Below are 15,517 nucleotides of genomic sequence, written 5' to 3' on the forward strand. Positions count from 1 at the left end.
TTTATGATTTGGAACTCTATATGTAGAATTTTAGAATCATGTTAATCTGTAATTGATTAAAAGAGAGACGAGATAATGGGAAGTTAGGATTATAATGAAACTGTAAAAAATTAAGACTGATAATCATTGCATACAAAAGGTTTACTGTGGATAAATCTGTAAAGACACGATTAATATAACTATTAATCCAATGTCTTGATAGTAAATGTATCATCCGCATTGAATATTAGTTGATACTTTCATTAAGGTCGTAAAAAATAATCAGAGAACTATAAGGCCCTACAGGTTCACACGTACTTCTGTGAAAAAACTTCTTTTTCAAGTAAATAATTGCGTCGTCATTTTCAGACGTTGAATGAATCCTTACATCAAGATTATCCAATTCAATCGCAAATGTATCGTTATTCTCATTAAGGTTTAACAAATGCTCACAAATGAGTTTTTCCCTAATTTCTTTAAGCTCATTTTTAATAATCTTCATTTAAAATTACCTCCTTGAGTTTTTATTAATTCTGCCCAAAGAAGCAAAAATTAATTATATATATGGGAATTCAGTAGCGTTGCCTAAAGGTTTCCAGTCAAAAAGCCTTTGGGCAAATTGTATATCCTAGCATTATGCCATGAATAAGCAAGTAAAAGTAGACTCTCTCCAAATTTTTTGCCTTTAAAGGATATCCCCTTATCATATTTAACTAAAGGGCCAGCCCGATAAACGTAAAAGTGAACGCTTATTGGGCCGGCCCCTATTTTATGGTCATTAACTTCAATTGCCAGGCAAATGAGGTTTGTCACAAGTGTAGGCCTAGCCCCATATTCTGTTATAAAGTAATGGAAAGGGCAGACAATATCATGAGTGATTTGCTCAAAGAGCGTACGCCGCTTGTGATCGCGGCAGAAATTAACACGATTAGACACCAGGCTGGGAAAATCATTCTTACCAGTGCCGTTGAAATCGGCCGGCGCTTGCAGGAGGCTAAGGACTTGGTTCCTTATGGAGAATGGGGCAAGTGGTTAAAGGAATCGGTTAATTACTCTCAGCGGACGGCCGATAGGCTAATGCAGCTCTGGGAAGAGTACGGGACGAAACTGCTCACCTCTCCCGCCAGTGACAGCTTGTCAGATTCGTCACTGGTGACGAATCTGACTTACACCCAGGCGCTGATCCTCTTGGGGATCCCGGAAGAGGAGAGGGAGGAGTTTATCGCCAAGCATGATGTGGAGAGCATGACCAACTTGGAATTGCAGCAGGCAGTCAAGGACCGAGACCAGGCCATTCAGGAGAAAAAAGACCTGCAAAAAGACTTGGATCTGAAAAGCAGCGAGCTCGCCCAATTAACCACTCAGGCTCAAAGCCTGGAGCAACAGGTGAACGACTACAAATCAAAATATACCGCCGAGCAGGAAAAAGTCACGTTAAAGGCCAAAGAGTTGGAGACAGTCAAAGAAGAGCTCCCCTCCACCAGTAAAATTACCGAACTGGAAAAGAAGCTCAAAGACACGGAAACAACATCTTCCGTCAAAACCCTTGAAGCAAAGTTTTCCATTCACCGGGATAACATGCTCAATGCCTACAATGAGCTCCTGAAAGTACTCACCGCCTTAGACAGAACGGATCGGGAAGTGAAGGAAAAATACAGGGAAAATGTGAGCACGATTCTGGTAAACATGGGGAAGATGGCGAAAGAATGGCCACCGGCCATTCAGACCAATTTAGCGATTAATTCGAACCAGTCCAAGGGGAAATAAATCCTGCGGCTACAACAACAATTTCGCCCATTGGTTCCGGGTGCAGGCCATGAAAAGAACGGAATAGACCCTCTCTCTCAAAGATTCGGTCTATTCCGTTCTTTTGAGGCCGCAGCTCTCTCTAATGGAGAAAAATCACTCTCTCTTTTTAATCATTCTTTGTTAATTCTTTTTCTCGTGATATACTTAAAGAAAATAAGAACAGTTGCAGAAGACGAAAGGAGAAAGGGTATGCTTTGGAAAGAAAAGTATATGGTGGGAGTTCCCCGGATCGATCAGCAGCATGAAGAGTTGTTTTCCCGGGTTACCGCGTTTGTAGAAACTCTGCGTTCCGATAAGCCCTGGGAGCAAAAGCTTGAAAAAGTCAGTGAAACGCTAGAATTTATGAAAGGTTATGTAGTGACCCATTTTGCCGATGAAGAAGCCTATCAGGCGGCAATCGCCTACCCTCATTATCAGGAGCATCAGAAGATTCATCAGAAAATGGTTGCCTATGTGGTGGCGGTTTCTGATGAGTACGAAAAAGAGGGCTTTAAGGAAGAACTCATGCAGCAATTCGGAGGGAAGCTTATAGCCTGGCTGATCAATCATGTGCTGGCAGATGATCAGAAAATTGCTGAGTATGCCCGAAGTAAGGGGGCTAATTAATGAATAGCGAACTTTTAACCTCCTTTTCGGATGCAGCCAATCAGACCTTTAAACTGCTCTTGGATCTAGACGTAATCACTGATACTGTTCAGTCCCCGGAAAACAATGATAAGAAGGAATACATAGAAAATATCGATATTGTCATACAAATTACAGGGGATCTCAATGGTGAGATAATGTATAGCTTTCCCAAAGATATGACCCTGGAAATGGTGAAAATAATGAGCGGTATGGAGTTCAAGGAAATCGATGAGTTTGTTAAATCGGCTTTAGGCGAGATCGCTAATATTATTAGCGGCAATGCTTTGTCGAGTCTGTCCCAAGCCCAATTGATCTGCGATATTCGTCCTCCTAAGGTCAGCGAAGGCCAGACTTTCCCTGTCAGTGAAGGGTGTTCCCTTTACGGGGCTAAGGTCAAGACATCTATAGGGGATGTGGGACTGAACCTCCGGACAATTCAGTCAGCGGGCTAGGCGAACTCCTTATAGATATGATAAAAAGCAGTTCAATTTGAGTGCTTGTATGTTATAATTTACCTGTAACAGAAAAGGCTTGCAGGGCGGTCGGCATTCCTCCAAAGGGAGGTGATGCCATGGAAGAAGTATACCAGACTTTGATGCTGATGATTTCATTTGCAACATTGATTGTGTTAATACTTTCATTCCATAAACGGAAATAGACCGCCTCTCTCAAAGGTTCGGTCTATTCCGTTCTTTTGAAGCCGTCCGCTCTTTGAGCGGTTGTTACATTGGAGTCATGCGTCAACATGGCTCCTCTTTTATTATAGTATATCATAGTTGATTCAAATTATCACTCGATACAATGCCAGAGCTGTTATCCAGGACATCAATGTTCTCCACGTCAACCGCTTCATCACTCACCACGACTAGCCCGGTTTCGCCTTTAAGTTCAGGATCATAAATCACCGTATAGGGTTTTTCCATTTGTTTGGCAAGATGTATATCTATTTAAGAAGCAATATTCACCCACACCTTGCAATTCATCTCAAAAAAGCTATAATTAGGAATAGGTGGAAATTAAAAAGTCGCCGTGACCTGAAAGTGTTGGCCCACTTCCAGGCACGCGCAGGTGAGCAAGCACCTACACGTAACAGACTGTCCACGACGACATTTTTATTATACAACGCTGCCCGTTTATGCACAAGCAAGGTGCCGGCAGGGTGAAGCGAGTGTAATGGGACGTCGGCAATGAGCAGACTGTGCGGCTTCACGCAGCAGGAGATTCAGCCTATTACCAACCCAGGCAGCAGAAAGGAACTGTTCGCGTACCCGCTAGGCGGACCGTTTTTCTGTGTACATTTAACTACCGGTTTGCTTCCGGTTGATAGGGTTGGTGTTTAGGATTCAACAAATAACGAAGCATTGCGCATGTGTAGGGTGAAAAAAACCTCCATGCGCTTTTTAATTTCCCCTATAAGAGCAGACGGCAGGACCGGGACATGACCCGGAGCCTTGCCGCTGCTTGAATAGGGGGTATAGACTGGGATGGATTATAAAACCATGTATTTTCAACTGGCGGCTAAAGTTGCCGATGCCCTGGATATCCTTTTAAAAGCACAGCAGGAAGGAGAAGCTCATTTCATGAACGAAGAGCCGGGACCAGGGCTTAAAGTCCTGGCTATTAAAGATGAAAACCGCGATTCGGAATAGTCCTGAATTCAGAAGTTCGGTAATAATGGTCCGACTCCTCTGTTTTATTGGCAGACCGGATAACGGCCTGTCTCTTTATCTTATGATGGATTTTTTTCCGGAGGTTAAAGAGGATTAAAAAAACGGAAATTAAACATGTCCCAGGAAACGACGAGTTGTCGGGTCCTGGGACATGCTGTGCAGGTTGTCACCTTAACGGACGGAGAATCTTCTCAGAATCAGGCGGGAATGGGATATTGACTAAGGAAACAGGCCGGATTCTGGCGTGAATTACGGACACATAGACACATAAAGGAATTTACCCTAAAAGACTTGAATACATAAGGTAAATCTGTAGCAGTGGGAATATGCCGAAAACGATTGCTAGTCGGTCCCGCTTTGGAAGGAGGCCAAGCAGAAATGACTTATTATAATCTCAAACCTTATTGGAGGCTACCAGTTATGAGAAAGTTATTATTTCTTGCACTTTTTTTCATACCTATTTCCTTAGTCTTCGGCTGTGCTCCGCAGAAAACAGAACTTATGTCTGATGATGTAGAGGTTATCATCCAAATCACTCCATTTTCATCTGTATATGAATATCGCAGGTATTTTGCTTTGAATTATTCAGATGATAAATATAATCAACCGGATGATAAGCATACCGTTCTAAGTCAAAAAACCAAACAAGTAATTATTTCTTGGGAACTCAACCCTGAGGTAAGACTCAATGATGTGAATCGCCTTTATTATGGACCGTATATTATTATCATTCCGCCAAAAGATGCATGGGAATACGCGGATACTACCCAGATTACCGGAAACTCCTTTACAAGAACTTTAACTGATGAAATAATGGCGACCATTTTAAGGGATTATCCTGAGTACAATTGGGCCAACGTCGAAACCTTTGGCTGGTATTTCCATGCTAAATCCTTTGACCAGGAAAACATACATGTAGCTTTTAAAAAGAGAACAGATTCATCTGACGAAAACCAGTCATTTACAGCATTTTACATCTATTTCAATCCAGTCACCAAGCATGGCTGGGCTAAAAAAGTCAGTAAGGAAATTACATAAATTAGGCTAATTGCAGCAAATCATCTCATTGACATAGTAACCATTGAACTTAATGAGGACAAAGGTAAAATGCAATTTTCAACAGAATTAAGGCGAGAGATTGATGAGATGATAACCTCAATTAGAGCATCCATTGATGAAATCAACGGGTGGAATAATTAGTTTCTGGCGAACAGAGGGGGGATAGGTGAAACTTATACGTAAAACTTATCTGCAGATTTTTGTCAATATTCCCCTTACTTTGCAAAGAAGATATGTAATGATTAAGGTTGTTCAGGTGCTAATTAAGGCCTTCTACATTAAGTATAGTCAAAAGCTTGCAGCTATTGGATTAAGAGGATTATGGACGAATTCATTTGAAAATATAAAAATTAATAGTTTATACATCTACAGGGAGTATTACCGACATGTGTCGGATACAGATATACGACACATGTCGGTGTTTATCATTATCGGAAATAGCCGGAGGGGGAGAGTATGTGAGGTTGACACTTAACAAAGTGGCTGGGATTGTTTTTGTTATCGCTATTACCTTAGGTATTTGGTTTCTATATTCTAGTGGGTATAGGTTTTCATCACTGGGAGCTGCAAAAGCTCATTTTAACGCAGAAAAATCTGTAACTGATTTCGGAGAGGTTAATTTCCAATGGGGGAAAGTTTACCTGTTTAGAACATCTAAGGGGCCACGTACTGTCCTTGCAATAAAGGAAGGATTCTTGTGGCGTGCCCCCGTAACTGTACATTTTCCCCAAAATTCAGACAATATTAAGACAGTTGGGTGGATGAGTTACACTGGTAAAGATCCGGCTACTGTGTTTGCCGTAGAAACCTCAGATCCAACTATATCATACATTGAAGTTGGCCCCACAACAGAAAGGATTAAGAAAGAAATTACAGTTAATAGCCCAGTTATTTTCTCCTGGGACAAACCAGTAGATTTTAATACTTTTAACCCCGTGGCACTTTCAAAAGAGGGCAATGTATTATTTGAATATAGATATCCTAAGAACACTACAACAATTAGCAGTGACGACTTAAAATGGTATCCATTCAGTGGCTCAAATTAAATTTGCCCGCCTAAATCAGGCCTTATTATTAATGTAAGACGTGTTCGTCTGGGAATTTTGGATTAGAATCCATTGATTTGAGCTGCGTATTGAATTGCCAGAGATAAGGAACAAATAATAGAACAAAAGGGAAGTAGATAATTTAAGAGTAATAATAAAATCTTAAAAGGAGCATTATGTTTAGCGATTTTATTAAACATTATAATATCATAAGAGATATTCTCAGAGATTGTTTTTTATACGGATGCTTTTCGATTGATGATTTCGAAAATAAAAGGAATGTCAGCTCCAGGAAAGTAAGTTATGAAATTCGCCGTATTCAGCAGTATGTCGAAAAGAGATATGTCAAAGTAGATAAGGATGGGCGCTATAAACTTATAAGCCTTACCTATGACTTCTTAAGACATACAGATAATTTCCTTGTTAATACCTTCATGACAAAAAGTTTTACAAGGACAGACCTATACTTGTATTTTTTTATTCTTATGTACCTTCAGTCAAAAGACACTCCTTGTTCAGTAAATGCTGTTGTAGATGAACTTATTGAGAATGACTATATAAACTTCGAAAAAATTAGCGTAAAGACAATCGAAAGAAAACTTAATGAATTATCTAAAAAAATCGGTATACTTTCTTGTGATACAGAGAAAAGGTCAAAACAATTCTCTATTGCTCCTGATATATTAGAACAACTTAGCTATGACCAGTTACTTGAATTACTTAGGGCCATTGATCTTTATAAAAATATTATTTTTCCTACAACTATCGGTTATTTCTGTGAACAAACGCTTCAGGATTATTTGATATATGAAAGAAAACGTAGCGTTACTTTTAACTTGTTTAATTATAAGTATGTTCACTTTCATCCCGTAATTGAGGAACAGATTTTATGGGACATTCTAAAGGCAATCAATCAAGAAAGAAAAATTAAAATTTACTATCATACAGCAAAAAAACCAGATAAGAACTCCTATAAAGTCTTAACTCCTTATAAAATACGATATGATGTACGTCATGGCAGATTTTATCTAATATCTTTCAATAATTATGGTAAGTGTATTATCTCGAGACTAGATAGGATAGAGACTGTTGAAATACAAAAGGAATCTTTCCGAAGGATAGATTATCAAAAAAGTTACACGGAGCGTATGAAATATACCTGGTCCAGTGTAGCTTTATCAGATGGAAAAGAACCAGAAAACATTAAATTAGAACTATTAGTTGATGAATCCACTGAAAGATATTTGATTGAAAAGATTAAAAACGAAGCACCTGGTGGGAAAATGGAGAAAGTAAAGGAAGGGTGCTATCACTATTCGCTGAAGGTTAGTGATAGTGGTGAATTGATTCCGTGGCTTAGAAGCTATACAGGTAATATTCGGGTCTTGGAAAGTACTGCGCTTGCAGAAAAGCTCGAAGCAGACTGGAAGGAGATTCTTTTGTCCTATGGAATTATTTGATGAAGTAAAAAACAGATATTTTCATCTAGTATTTAGAATTATTAATGAAAGTGTCACTGGGAAAACCAAAGATGAAATTCTAAGAATCATTGATGATGGAGAATTTGAACAAAAAGTTATCGGGAAGAATCAGCTTACTTTTGCTGATCTCGTCTTGAATAACGGAGACAAAGACGACAGCTTCAATCTATTAAAACAAGAGAACGATCTGTTTTTTCCAAGCATTAGAGATACCGGAAAAATACCACTACCCGTTCGTTTTACAAATATAGAAAAAGCATGGCTGAAAGCGCTTCTTTGCCAACCAGGAATAGAAATGATTTTAAGCGAAAATACTTTGTCGCAACTTCAAGCCATTCTTGGTGACTTCGATACTCCGATTATCAATGAATATCTGGAAAAGACAAATATCATTCAGCTGCCAGAGATTACAGAACCAGATATTTACCAATACAATTTTAGATTGCTATTAGAAGCGTTAATTCAAGAAAAACCTATTCGTTATGATAACAAGGATAGGAAAGGAAATCTTCATAAGAATAAACTGGCCTTGCCGGTTAGTCTTGAATATTCAATGAGAGACGGTAGATTTCGAATATCCATGTTTTCGATTGATGATAACCGGCCGATTATGGCCAACCTTTTTACGCTGTCAAACCTTAGAATCGTGAACGAGAAGGTACCAATAGATAGAGAAACCGCGAGAGCACAACTTTTAGAAAAATACTCTCAAGAGCCCATTGTTTTAGAAGTTACGGATAAAAAGGCAGCCATGGAAAGAAGCTTTATGTGTTTTTCTGGTATGGAGAGGTCAGCAAAACATTTAGGAAATAATAAATATGAGTTACGACTTCATTACTACATATTTGAAGAAGAAAATTTAATACGGAATATTATTTCTTTAGGCCCTTATGTCAAAGTAATATCCCCTCAAAGAATTGCAGATGAAATAATAAACCGAGTAAGAAAATCCTTAGAGTTTGCAACAAGATAAATGTTGCAAACTTTTTGTCTTTTGACCGGTAAATCATCCCGGTATACTAAAAATGTTCCTAATTCCTTTACATAGATTTCTGTATGATCTTGCGGTGCCAGATCTTGTTAAGATTTAGGTATGCCGGTATCGGAATGTGGAACTCAATAACCGAAGAACGGAGGTTCGATTCCTCCATTACTGTAAGGTAATTAGCTCAGCGGTAGAGCCTTCGGCAATATGGGGTTCGAATCCCCATCAGATTTAAGGATCTGAAGCTATGGTTAGCCTTCTATGGTCACACGAAGTTTGAATCTTTGGAGAGAATCCTATGTTTAGGCAGTATCACTGCAAAGACGCCGGGATTATAGCCATGAAGTGCGCGGATACCGAATAAAGCAAACCTAAACTCGTCTGAAGCAGTTCCTGCCAAGGCTATGTCTGTGGCAGAAACAATTGATCATGATAATGATAGGTAAGCTCTGTTCTTAAGCAGTACTCCGCTAAAGTTCCGAAAGGATTCTCGAAAAAGATTCACAAAATTGTTAAGAAAAGGATGGATTAAAATGAAGGTAAGCATTAAGAATGATGAAAGAGGTTTATTATTCAAAGACGGTAACTATACGAAATGCTTAAAACCTGGAAAACATTACTTTAATCCATTGATTAAATATCAAGTTGTGACATCCGATGTTAACAAAAGTTTTGACACAAATGGTAAAAACATCAACCTATTTCTTGGAGATCATGAACTTTTGCAGGAACTCAAAGTTATCGATGTCCAAGACTATGAGATTGCGATCCATTTTGAAGATAATAAGCTTGTTGAGGTGCTAAAGCCGGGAAAGTATGCATTCTGGAACATCATGAAAATTCATGAGTTTATTATCATAGATATACGCAATCCCGAAGTCCAATCGGAAATAGATCCTTCAGTATATAGTAACCCGATGCTGGCCGGTTTTTTGAGTTATTGTGAAGTTGCAAGCTACGAAAAAGGGATTCTCTATTATGACAACATAATTCATAAGATATTGGAACCAGGTAGATATTTCTTTTGGAAGAGTCCAGTACATATTGCTGTGAAAAATATAGATCTAAGGCAGCAGCAGATGGATATGACAGGCCAAGAGATTATGACAGAAGACAAGATCTCCTTAAGACTGAATTTTATATGTCAGTATAAAATTATCGATCCACTAAAAGTCATGGAAGTAAAGTCCTTTGAGGAACAGCTTTACATCTTTTTACAGCTCATTTTAAGAGAATATATTGGATCGTTAAAGTTAGACGATCTTCTTTTAAAGAAACATGAAGTTGGGAACTATGTCCTTGAAAAATTCCAAGAAAAAAGCTCCAATTATGGCGTTAAATTCATGTTTGTTGGTGTAAAAGATATTATTTTGCCCGGCGATATTAAAGAAATCCTTAATACCGTGTTGGTTGCGGAAAAGAAAGCGCAAGCCAATGTTATTACCCGTAGAGAGGAAGTCGCTTCGACCAGAAGTCTCTTAAATACAGCAAAGCTGATGGAAGAAAACCAAACCCTTTATCGGTTAAAGGAACTGGAGTTTTTAGAAAAAATCTGTGATAAGATCGGAAATATTTCGCTTACCGGTGGAGGCAGCCTGCTTGAACAGCTGAATAATTTGCTCTCGGCTAAATCAGTTAATTAACATGAGGGTTTCTTAAAATCTCTCTGATGAACCAATGGCTAGTAGGAGAGATTTTCTTCCTTCTGCAGATGAATCGAAAAAGAAGGTGATTTAACAATGAAATATCAGGATAAGTATTCTGCACATCAGACTCTAGTCAAACCAGTTCAAATGTTTGGATTTCCAAAAGTTAAAGACAAAATCGATGCCTTGCTTTGGTTAACTCAAGATGTTGATCCGAGTGATATTGAATATGTCTTTCCACTTATTTTCATAAATAATTCGAAGCTTGCTTTAACTGCTGCCCGAACAGCCGCAGGAATCATGAGTGAGATTGGGGACAAGGAGTGGAGCCGAGTCTACGATCAAGTTAAATACACTAAGATAGATGAGAAACGCCTAGTTAGGCTTTTAGAATTTGAGACCGATATCTCTATTCATCTATTAGGTATTGCATCACTCAATAGTAATGGCTATGTTCGGGAGAAGGCTTTGAAATTGATTTCTGATGCAAACAGCCCAAGTGCTCTTCCGTATATTCTTTTAAGGCTCAATGATTGGGTTGTATCTGTCAGAAATCTAGCAGAACATATTCTTAAAAACATGTTAATTCCTGACAATATCGATTGTTTTATCAATCACTTTGGTTTGATTAATAAATTACAAGATGCAGTTCGTGTTGACCTTAACAGTATAAAAACACAAATTGAAGATTTTCTCAAAAATGATTCAGTTCAAGATATGGTCAAGAGTAAGCTAAAACATCCTCAGGTTAAGACCCGGCTGTTCTGCTATCAATTATTGAAGGGGAAGATTGTCAATGATGAAACCATCATAACCTCCGCACTTCATGACAAATCATTTGAAGTCAGGATGTGGCTTGTTGAAGCAATAAAAACTCTTGAACCCCAAGACCGCTATGCGATTATTGAAGAATTGCTGCAGGACAAATCCGCTAAAGTTAAAACGGCAGTACTACGAGAACATGAAGACGTTGTCAGTTTGCACTTCAGAAGAATGTTGGAGATGCTCTTGGTAGATGAGAATGCTTCCGTGCGAGAGGACGCCAGATTTATTGTAAAAAAGCATTCAATGATCACAGATATTCCGGAATTCTATAGACTCCAAATTCTAAAAGACCCTTTACCGGGAGCTATTGCCGGGCTAGGGGAAATTGGCGGCCAGAGAGACTATGATATTGTATGTGATTTCAAAACTCATGAAGAGTCTAAAATGAGACTGGCTTCCCTGAAAGCTATGTGGCAGCTATCGAAAGTGGATTCCGTTGGTTTTGTATTGGATGCTTTAAATTCAGAGGTACCAAAAATAAAAAAGACAGCAAAACGTCTTCTCAAAAAGACAAAAATGCCAGAAATTCGATTGGCCATGAAAGAGAAATTAAGAAGCGAAGATCTTGATATGGGAATCTTTGCGCTTCAAATAATTTATAGTTACGGAGGGTGGCAGGCTCTTCTAGCTATTCTTTATGCTATCTCAAGAGAGCAAGAGCCGGTTTTGAGTAAAGCAAGAAATTTATTGAACAATTGGTTGCATAAATCTACAGGCTTATACTCCAGACCGGACGGAGACACAGAGGAGGCAATCATCGAACTTTATGAGAAAATCAGCCTAAAACAATTAATCAGCGAAAGTGTTATTAAAAATTTACAATTTGTTCTTACCATTAGAAGATAGTGAATCTACATTGCTATTTTCCGAAAGTTCAAGGAGGTTCACGAAATGTGGATGCAAATTAGCTCAGGGAAAGGTCCCGAGGAATGTGAACTGGCAGTTGGTCATTTTCTGCAAACAATTTTAAAGGAGAATAAAACTTCAAGAGTCATCGATGCAGTACCCGGACGCTATAACGGGACCTATAAGTCGGTTCTTTTATCCATCGATCCAGATGAATACAAAGGTGATTCTGGCAACACGAAGGGTACAATCCTTTGGATTTGTCAAAGCCCATACAGGCCTAACCATCGAAGAAAAAATTGGTTTATTAATATTGAAGTATATCAATCGGCTGAAAGGCTTAACTTTACAGAATACGATGTAAAGATTGTCGCCTTGAGACGTACTGGGCCAGGCGGACAAAATGTAAATAAAGTGGAAACAGCTGTCAGGGCGGTTCACATTCCCACGGGGTTAACGGTAACGGCGAGTGAGGAACGATCACAATATATGAATAAAAAGCTGGCCCTTGCTCGGTTGGCAAACCTTATTGAGACGAAAAATGAAGATAATAACAGTAACCATAAAGAATCTATGTGGAGGCAGCACAATCTTCTTACCAGAGGAAATCCCATGAGAATTTATGAAGGCAAGGAGTTTAAGCTTAAACAATAGTAAATATCAGATAATTGATAAAGATACGCATGTTGAAGCGATTGAATTCTTTACTTTTAAGAAGTAAGCATGGTACGCGAAGACTAACTTCAACCCAAAGAATGGTCTTTTTGAATCGTTGTGCCGCTTGCTAGAGCGTCAAAAATATAGGAATAGAAAGGTGTATTAAATGTTACAAATAGAAGGGAAGTTTAATATAGCGAAGGTGTATACGGATATTCTAGAAGAAGGAGCTGCTTCACAGATTGAGACCCTTTGTAATCAGGAGTTTGTAAAAGCAAGTAAAATCAGGGTTATGCCGGATGTGCATGCTGGAGCTGGCTGCACGATTGGAACCACCATGACTATTACGGATAAAGTGGTTCCTAACTTAGTAGGCGTAGATATTGGTTGCGGTATGGAAACCATCTCAATCAGCAACAAACGATTGGAATTGCAAAAGTTAGACAAGTTAATTTACGAGAAAATACCGTCAGGTTTTGAGGTGCGGAAGACACCGCATCGGTATAACGAGGAAATTGATTTAATAAGTCTCCGTTGTTGCAAAGCAGTACAGCTGGATAGGGCAGAAAAAAGTATTGGGACATTAGGTGGCGGCAATCACTTTATTGAGGTTAATAAGGATGAGTCGGGAAACTTATTTGTTGTAGTTCATTCAGGGAGCCGTCACTTAGGACTTGAGGTGGCAAAATATTATCAAGATGCTGGGTATAAGCAGTTAAATCATAATGACCAATCAGATATAGAAGCTCTCATTGTCCGATTAAAGTCTGAAGGACGTGATAAAGAAATCCAGAGTGCATTAAAGGAATTAAAAAATCAGGTGATGACCGAAATTCCGTTTCCGCTGGCTTATGTAGCCGGAAGTCTGTTTGAGGATTATATTCATGATATGAAAATCGTCCAGCAGTTTGCCGTGTTAAACCGTAAAGCGATGATTACTGAGATTGTGAAAGGCATGAAATTAGACCTAGTTGAGCAGTTCACTACGACTCATAATTACATTGATACCGACACGATGATCTTACGGAAAGGTGCTGTTTCTGCAGAAAAAGGAGAAAAGCTCTTAATCCCGATCAATATGAGAGATGGAAGTCTCATCTGTGTTGGAAAAGGCAATGAGGATTGGAACTATTCTGCTCCTCATGGTGCAGGCAGACTCATGAGCAGGACAAAAGCAAAACAAAGTTTTACCGTGTCAGACTTTAAAAAACAGATGAAGGATGTCTATACGACATCAGTTAATAAAGAAACCTTGGACGAGTGCCCAATGGCTTATAAGTCTATGGATGACATCGTAAACTATATTGGCCCGACAGCGGATATTGTGAAAGTAATTAAGCCGATTTATAACTTTAAGGCGGGAGAAAAGTAATTGTAAGATCAATAACCACTGTCCGTCCTACTTTGGAAAGCGCTTTCCAAAGTAGGACGGACAATTATGTTTAATGGGGCAAAATCCTCAGCGACCGTAGTCCTAACCAGAAATTGGCCCGCTCGGGGCCAATTTCTGACTAGCTTTGATGAGGTAATCTCACTCAATGAAGGACGCTCTGGTCTGTAAAGCTTAAAATTATTTCTGGCATATCTGACAACATTCCCCTTACTTTGCATAGAAGATATGTAATGATTAAGGTTGTTCGAATGCTAATAATGACTTTCCACATTGAAGGCTTTAACTTTCAAAATTAGAATAACAAATTTCGGTAATCATTATCAGGTAAAAAGCTATAAAAATTTTGTTTTTATTAAAGGGGAGTCGTTTTTGAAAATAAAGTATCAAATTTTTATTAGTTCTACATATGAAGATTTGAAAGAATCAAGAGACCAATTAATAAAATGCATTCTTGAGATGGGGCATATATTCGAGGATTAAAAAAAAGCATGACTTTAAAGATATTACTTTATGGGCTAGTTTTTTGGGGCAGCCGACTGCAGATAAAAGCTAATTTGCATAAATGAATTCGCGAAACTCTTGACGGTACCCTGTTATCCATATACCAATTAGGCTAATAATGATAAGTTCCGATAAACCAGGTTAAGGAACAAAAAGTAGAAGTGACGTATTCGTAGAAATATGTGCCACAAAGAAGGAGTGAGAATTTATTGACAAAGATGATTTATTTACTACTTATTTTCTGTTTGGTGCTTGCTACTACTTTGGGGGGCAATAAAGAATCTGATTCGGAGTTTTCTAAAGTCGTGAGGCAAGATATCCCTAAGGGAGTTGAGAATTTTATTGATACAACTAGTGAAAAAAATGGCGTCTATCTTTATGCTAGTAATATTGACAATGATGACTACGACTACCTTTTTTTGAATGCAATTAATGTTAATCAAGGAGACAGAGCATCTTTTTTCACAGATGTAGAGTTTGAAATAGAAGAACAAGAACATACACTTAAAATTAGTTTTAATGAAGAACTTGCTAATGATTCGAAGTATACTCAAAAAATTGAGAACATGTTAATTTATAAGATTAAGCTGTCAGAAAAGTTTGACACTATAAAGGTTTTTAAGAATGGCCAAGCAATTCCTATAGATGTAGTTGGCGTTTAATATCAGTTGGGTACTAAGGAATGAAAAAGTGGGAAGGTATTTGAAGTGCCTGGATTTATAAAAATAATCGCAAGTGTATTTCTAATTATTACCATAATAAATCCTAGAATTACATGGATGATTTCCGAAGGCTGGAAATTTAAAAATGCCGAGCCGAGTGAACTGTATTTAATAATTAACAGAATAATGGCTGTCGTCATCTTCATTGTTATTTGGGTATTATAGTTCCTAACTAAAGAGACTAATGAACATCATTCATAGGCAGTTATCCGAAGTTAGGTATAAAAAAATCAAGCTACATGGAGAGCTTGAGTATCTAAAAACCATATGC

The 15,517-nt window shown here is 38.3% G+C and carries 19 protein-coding genes; 17 read left to right on the top strand and 2 right to left on the bottom strand.

Annotated features, from left to right (window positions below; genetic code table 11):
- Positions 1-226: 226 nt before the first annotated feature.
- Positions 227-481, bottom strand: a complete 255-nt coding sequence (locus DESMER_RS11660) for a hypothetical protein (RefSeq protein WP_014903253.1) — start codon at positions 479-481, stop codon at positions 227-229.
- A 368-nt stretch (positions 482-849) separates the two neighbouring features.
- On the opposite strand from DESMER_RS11660, the gene DESMER_RS11670 reads away from it, so the two are divergent.
- The 4 genes from DESMER_RS11670 (at position 850) to DESMER_RS24935 (ending at position 3,073) form a co-directional block, all read left to right on the top strand.
- Positions 850-1,746, top strand: a complete 897-nt coding sequence (locus DESMER_RS11670) for a DUF3102 domain-containing protein (protein ID WP_014903254.1) — start codon at positions 850-852, stop codon at positions 1,744-1,746.
- A 231-nt stretch (positions 1,747-1,977) separates the two neighbouring features.
- Entirely contained in the window at positions 1,978-2,394 is a 417-nt protein-coding gene (locus DESMER_RS11675) for a bacteriohemerythrin (RefSeq protein WP_014903255.1), read from the top strand.
- Positions 2,394-2,867: a chemotaxis protein CheX gene (locus DESMER_RS11680; RefSeq protein WP_014903256.1), complete on the top strand. Its 474-nt coding sequence runs from the start codon at positions 2,394-2,396 to the stop codon at positions 2,865-2,867. The genes DESMER_RS11675 and DESMER_RS11680 overlap by 1 nt, the downstream gene beginning before the upstream one ends.
- 119 nt (positions 2,868-2,986) lie before the next feature.
- Positions 2,987-3,073 (top strand): putative holin-like toxin, encoded by an 87-nt coding sequence (locus DESMER_RS24935; protein ID WP_427854283.1) that lies wholly within the window; start codon positions 2,987-2,989, stop codon positions 3,071-3,073.
- 112 nt (positions 3,074-3,185) lie between these two features.
- On the opposite strand, the gene DESMER_RS24720 is transcribed toward DESMER_RS24935, so the two are convergent.
- Positions 3,186-3,362 carry a DUF1694 domain-containing protein gene (locus DESMER_RS24720; RefSeq protein ID WP_345787943.1) on the bottom strand — a complete coding sequence of 59 codons (177 nt, stop codon included), beginning with the start codon at positions 3,360-3,362 and terminating at the stop codon, positions 3,186-3,188.
- A gap of 537 nt (positions 3,363-3,899) precedes the next feature.
- Here DESMER_RS24720 and DESMER_RS23985 point away from each other — a divergent pair.
- The 13 genes from DESMER_RS23985 to DESMER_RS24850 all read left to right on the top strand — a co-directional run bounded on the left by DESMER_RS23985 (position 3,900) and on the right by DESMER_RS24850 (position 15,411).
- Entirely contained in the window at positions 3,900-4,064 is a 165-nt protein-coding gene (locus DESMER_RS23985) for a hypothetical protein (protein ID WP_014903257.1), read from the top strand.
- Positions 4,065-4,505: 441 nt separating this feature from the next.
- Positions 4,506-5,123: a hypothetical protein gene (locus DESMER_RS11685; RefSeq protein ID WP_014903258.1), complete on the top strand. Its 618-nt coding sequence runs from the start codon at positions 4,506-4,508 to the stop codon at positions 5,121-5,123.
- A gap of 187 nt (positions 5,124-5,310) precedes the next feature.
- Positions 5,311-5,619, top strand: a complete 309-nt coding sequence (locus DESMER_RS11690) for a hypothetical protein (protein ID WP_014903259.1) — start codon at positions 5,311-5,313, stop codon at positions 5,617-5,619.
- Entirely contained in the window at positions 5,603-6,190 is a 588-nt protein-coding gene (locus tag DESMER_RS11695; RefSeq protein WP_014903260.1) for a hypothetical protein, read from the top strand. The genes DESMER_RS11690 and DESMER_RS11695 overlap by 17 nt, the downstream gene beginning before the upstream one ends.
- 176 nt (positions 6,191-6,366) lie before the next feature.
- Entirely contained in the window at positions 6,367-7,650 is a 1,284-nt protein-coding gene (locus tag DESMER_RS11700; RefSeq protein ID WP_014903261.1) for a WYL domain-containing protein, read from the top strand.
- Positions 7,637-8,644: a WYL domain-containing protein gene (locus tag DESMER_RS11705; RefSeq protein ID WP_014903262.1), complete on the top strand. Its 1,008-nt coding sequence runs from the start codon at positions 7,637-7,639 to the stop codon at positions 8,642-8,644. The genes DESMER_RS11700 and DESMER_RS11705 overlap by 14 nt, the downstream gene beginning before the upstream one ends.
- A gap of 545 nt (positions 8,645-9,189) precedes the next feature.
- Entirely contained in the window at positions 9,190-10,299 is a 1,110-nt protein-coding gene (locus DESMER_RS11710; protein ID WP_014903263.1) for a slipin family protein, read from the top strand.
- A 96-nt stretch (positions 10,300-10,395) separates the two neighbouring features.
- Positions 10,396-11,973, top strand: a complete 1,578-nt coding sequence (locus DESMER_RS11715; protein WP_014903264.1) for a HEAT repeat domain-containing protein — start codon at positions 10,396-10,398, stop codon at positions 11,971-11,973.
- Positions 11,974-12,018: 45 nt separating this feature from the next.
- The gene (gene prfH / locus DESMER_RS11720) at positions 12,019-12,627 is read left to right on the top strand and encodes a peptide chain release factor H (RefSeq protein WP_014903265.1); all 609 of its coding nucleotides are present in this window, start codon (positions 12,019-12,021) and stop codon (positions 12,625-12,627) included.
- A gap of 169 nt (positions 12,628-12,796) precedes the next feature.
- Positions 12,797-14,002, top strand: coding sequence for an RtcB family protein (locus DESMER_RS11725; RefSeq protein WP_014903266.1), 1,206 nt, complete (start codon positions 12,797-12,799; stop codon positions 14,000-14,002).
- Between the two features lie 390 nt (positions 14,003-14,392).
- Positions 14,393-14,503, top strand: coding sequence for a DUF4062 domain-containing protein (locus DESMER_RS24940; protein WP_083856480.1), 111 nt, complete (start codon positions 14,393-14,395; stop codon positions 14,501-14,503).
- Positions 14,504-14,742: 239 nt separating this feature from the next.
- On the top strand, positions 14,743-15,186 hold the full coding sequence (locus DESMER_RS11730; RefSeq protein WP_242831111.1) for a hypothetical protein: 444 nt from the start codon (positions 14,743-14,745) through the stop codon (positions 15,184-15,186).
- Positions 15,187-15,231: 45 nt separating this feature from the next.
- Positions 15,232-15,411, top strand: a complete 180-nt coding sequence (locus DESMER_RS24850; protein ID WP_042333717.1) for a DUF6199 family natural product biosynthesis protein — start codon at positions 15,232-15,234, stop codon at positions 15,409-15,411.
- Positions 15,412-15,517 lie beyond the last annotated feature (106 nt).

The sequence above is a fragment of the Desulfosporosinus meridiei DSM 13257 genome (genome assembly GCF_000231385.2).
In the GTDB taxonomy this organism is placed as follows: Bacteria; Bacillota; Desulfitobacteriia; order Desulfitobacteriales; family Desulfitobacteriaceae; genus Desulfosporosinus; species Desulfosporosinus meridiei.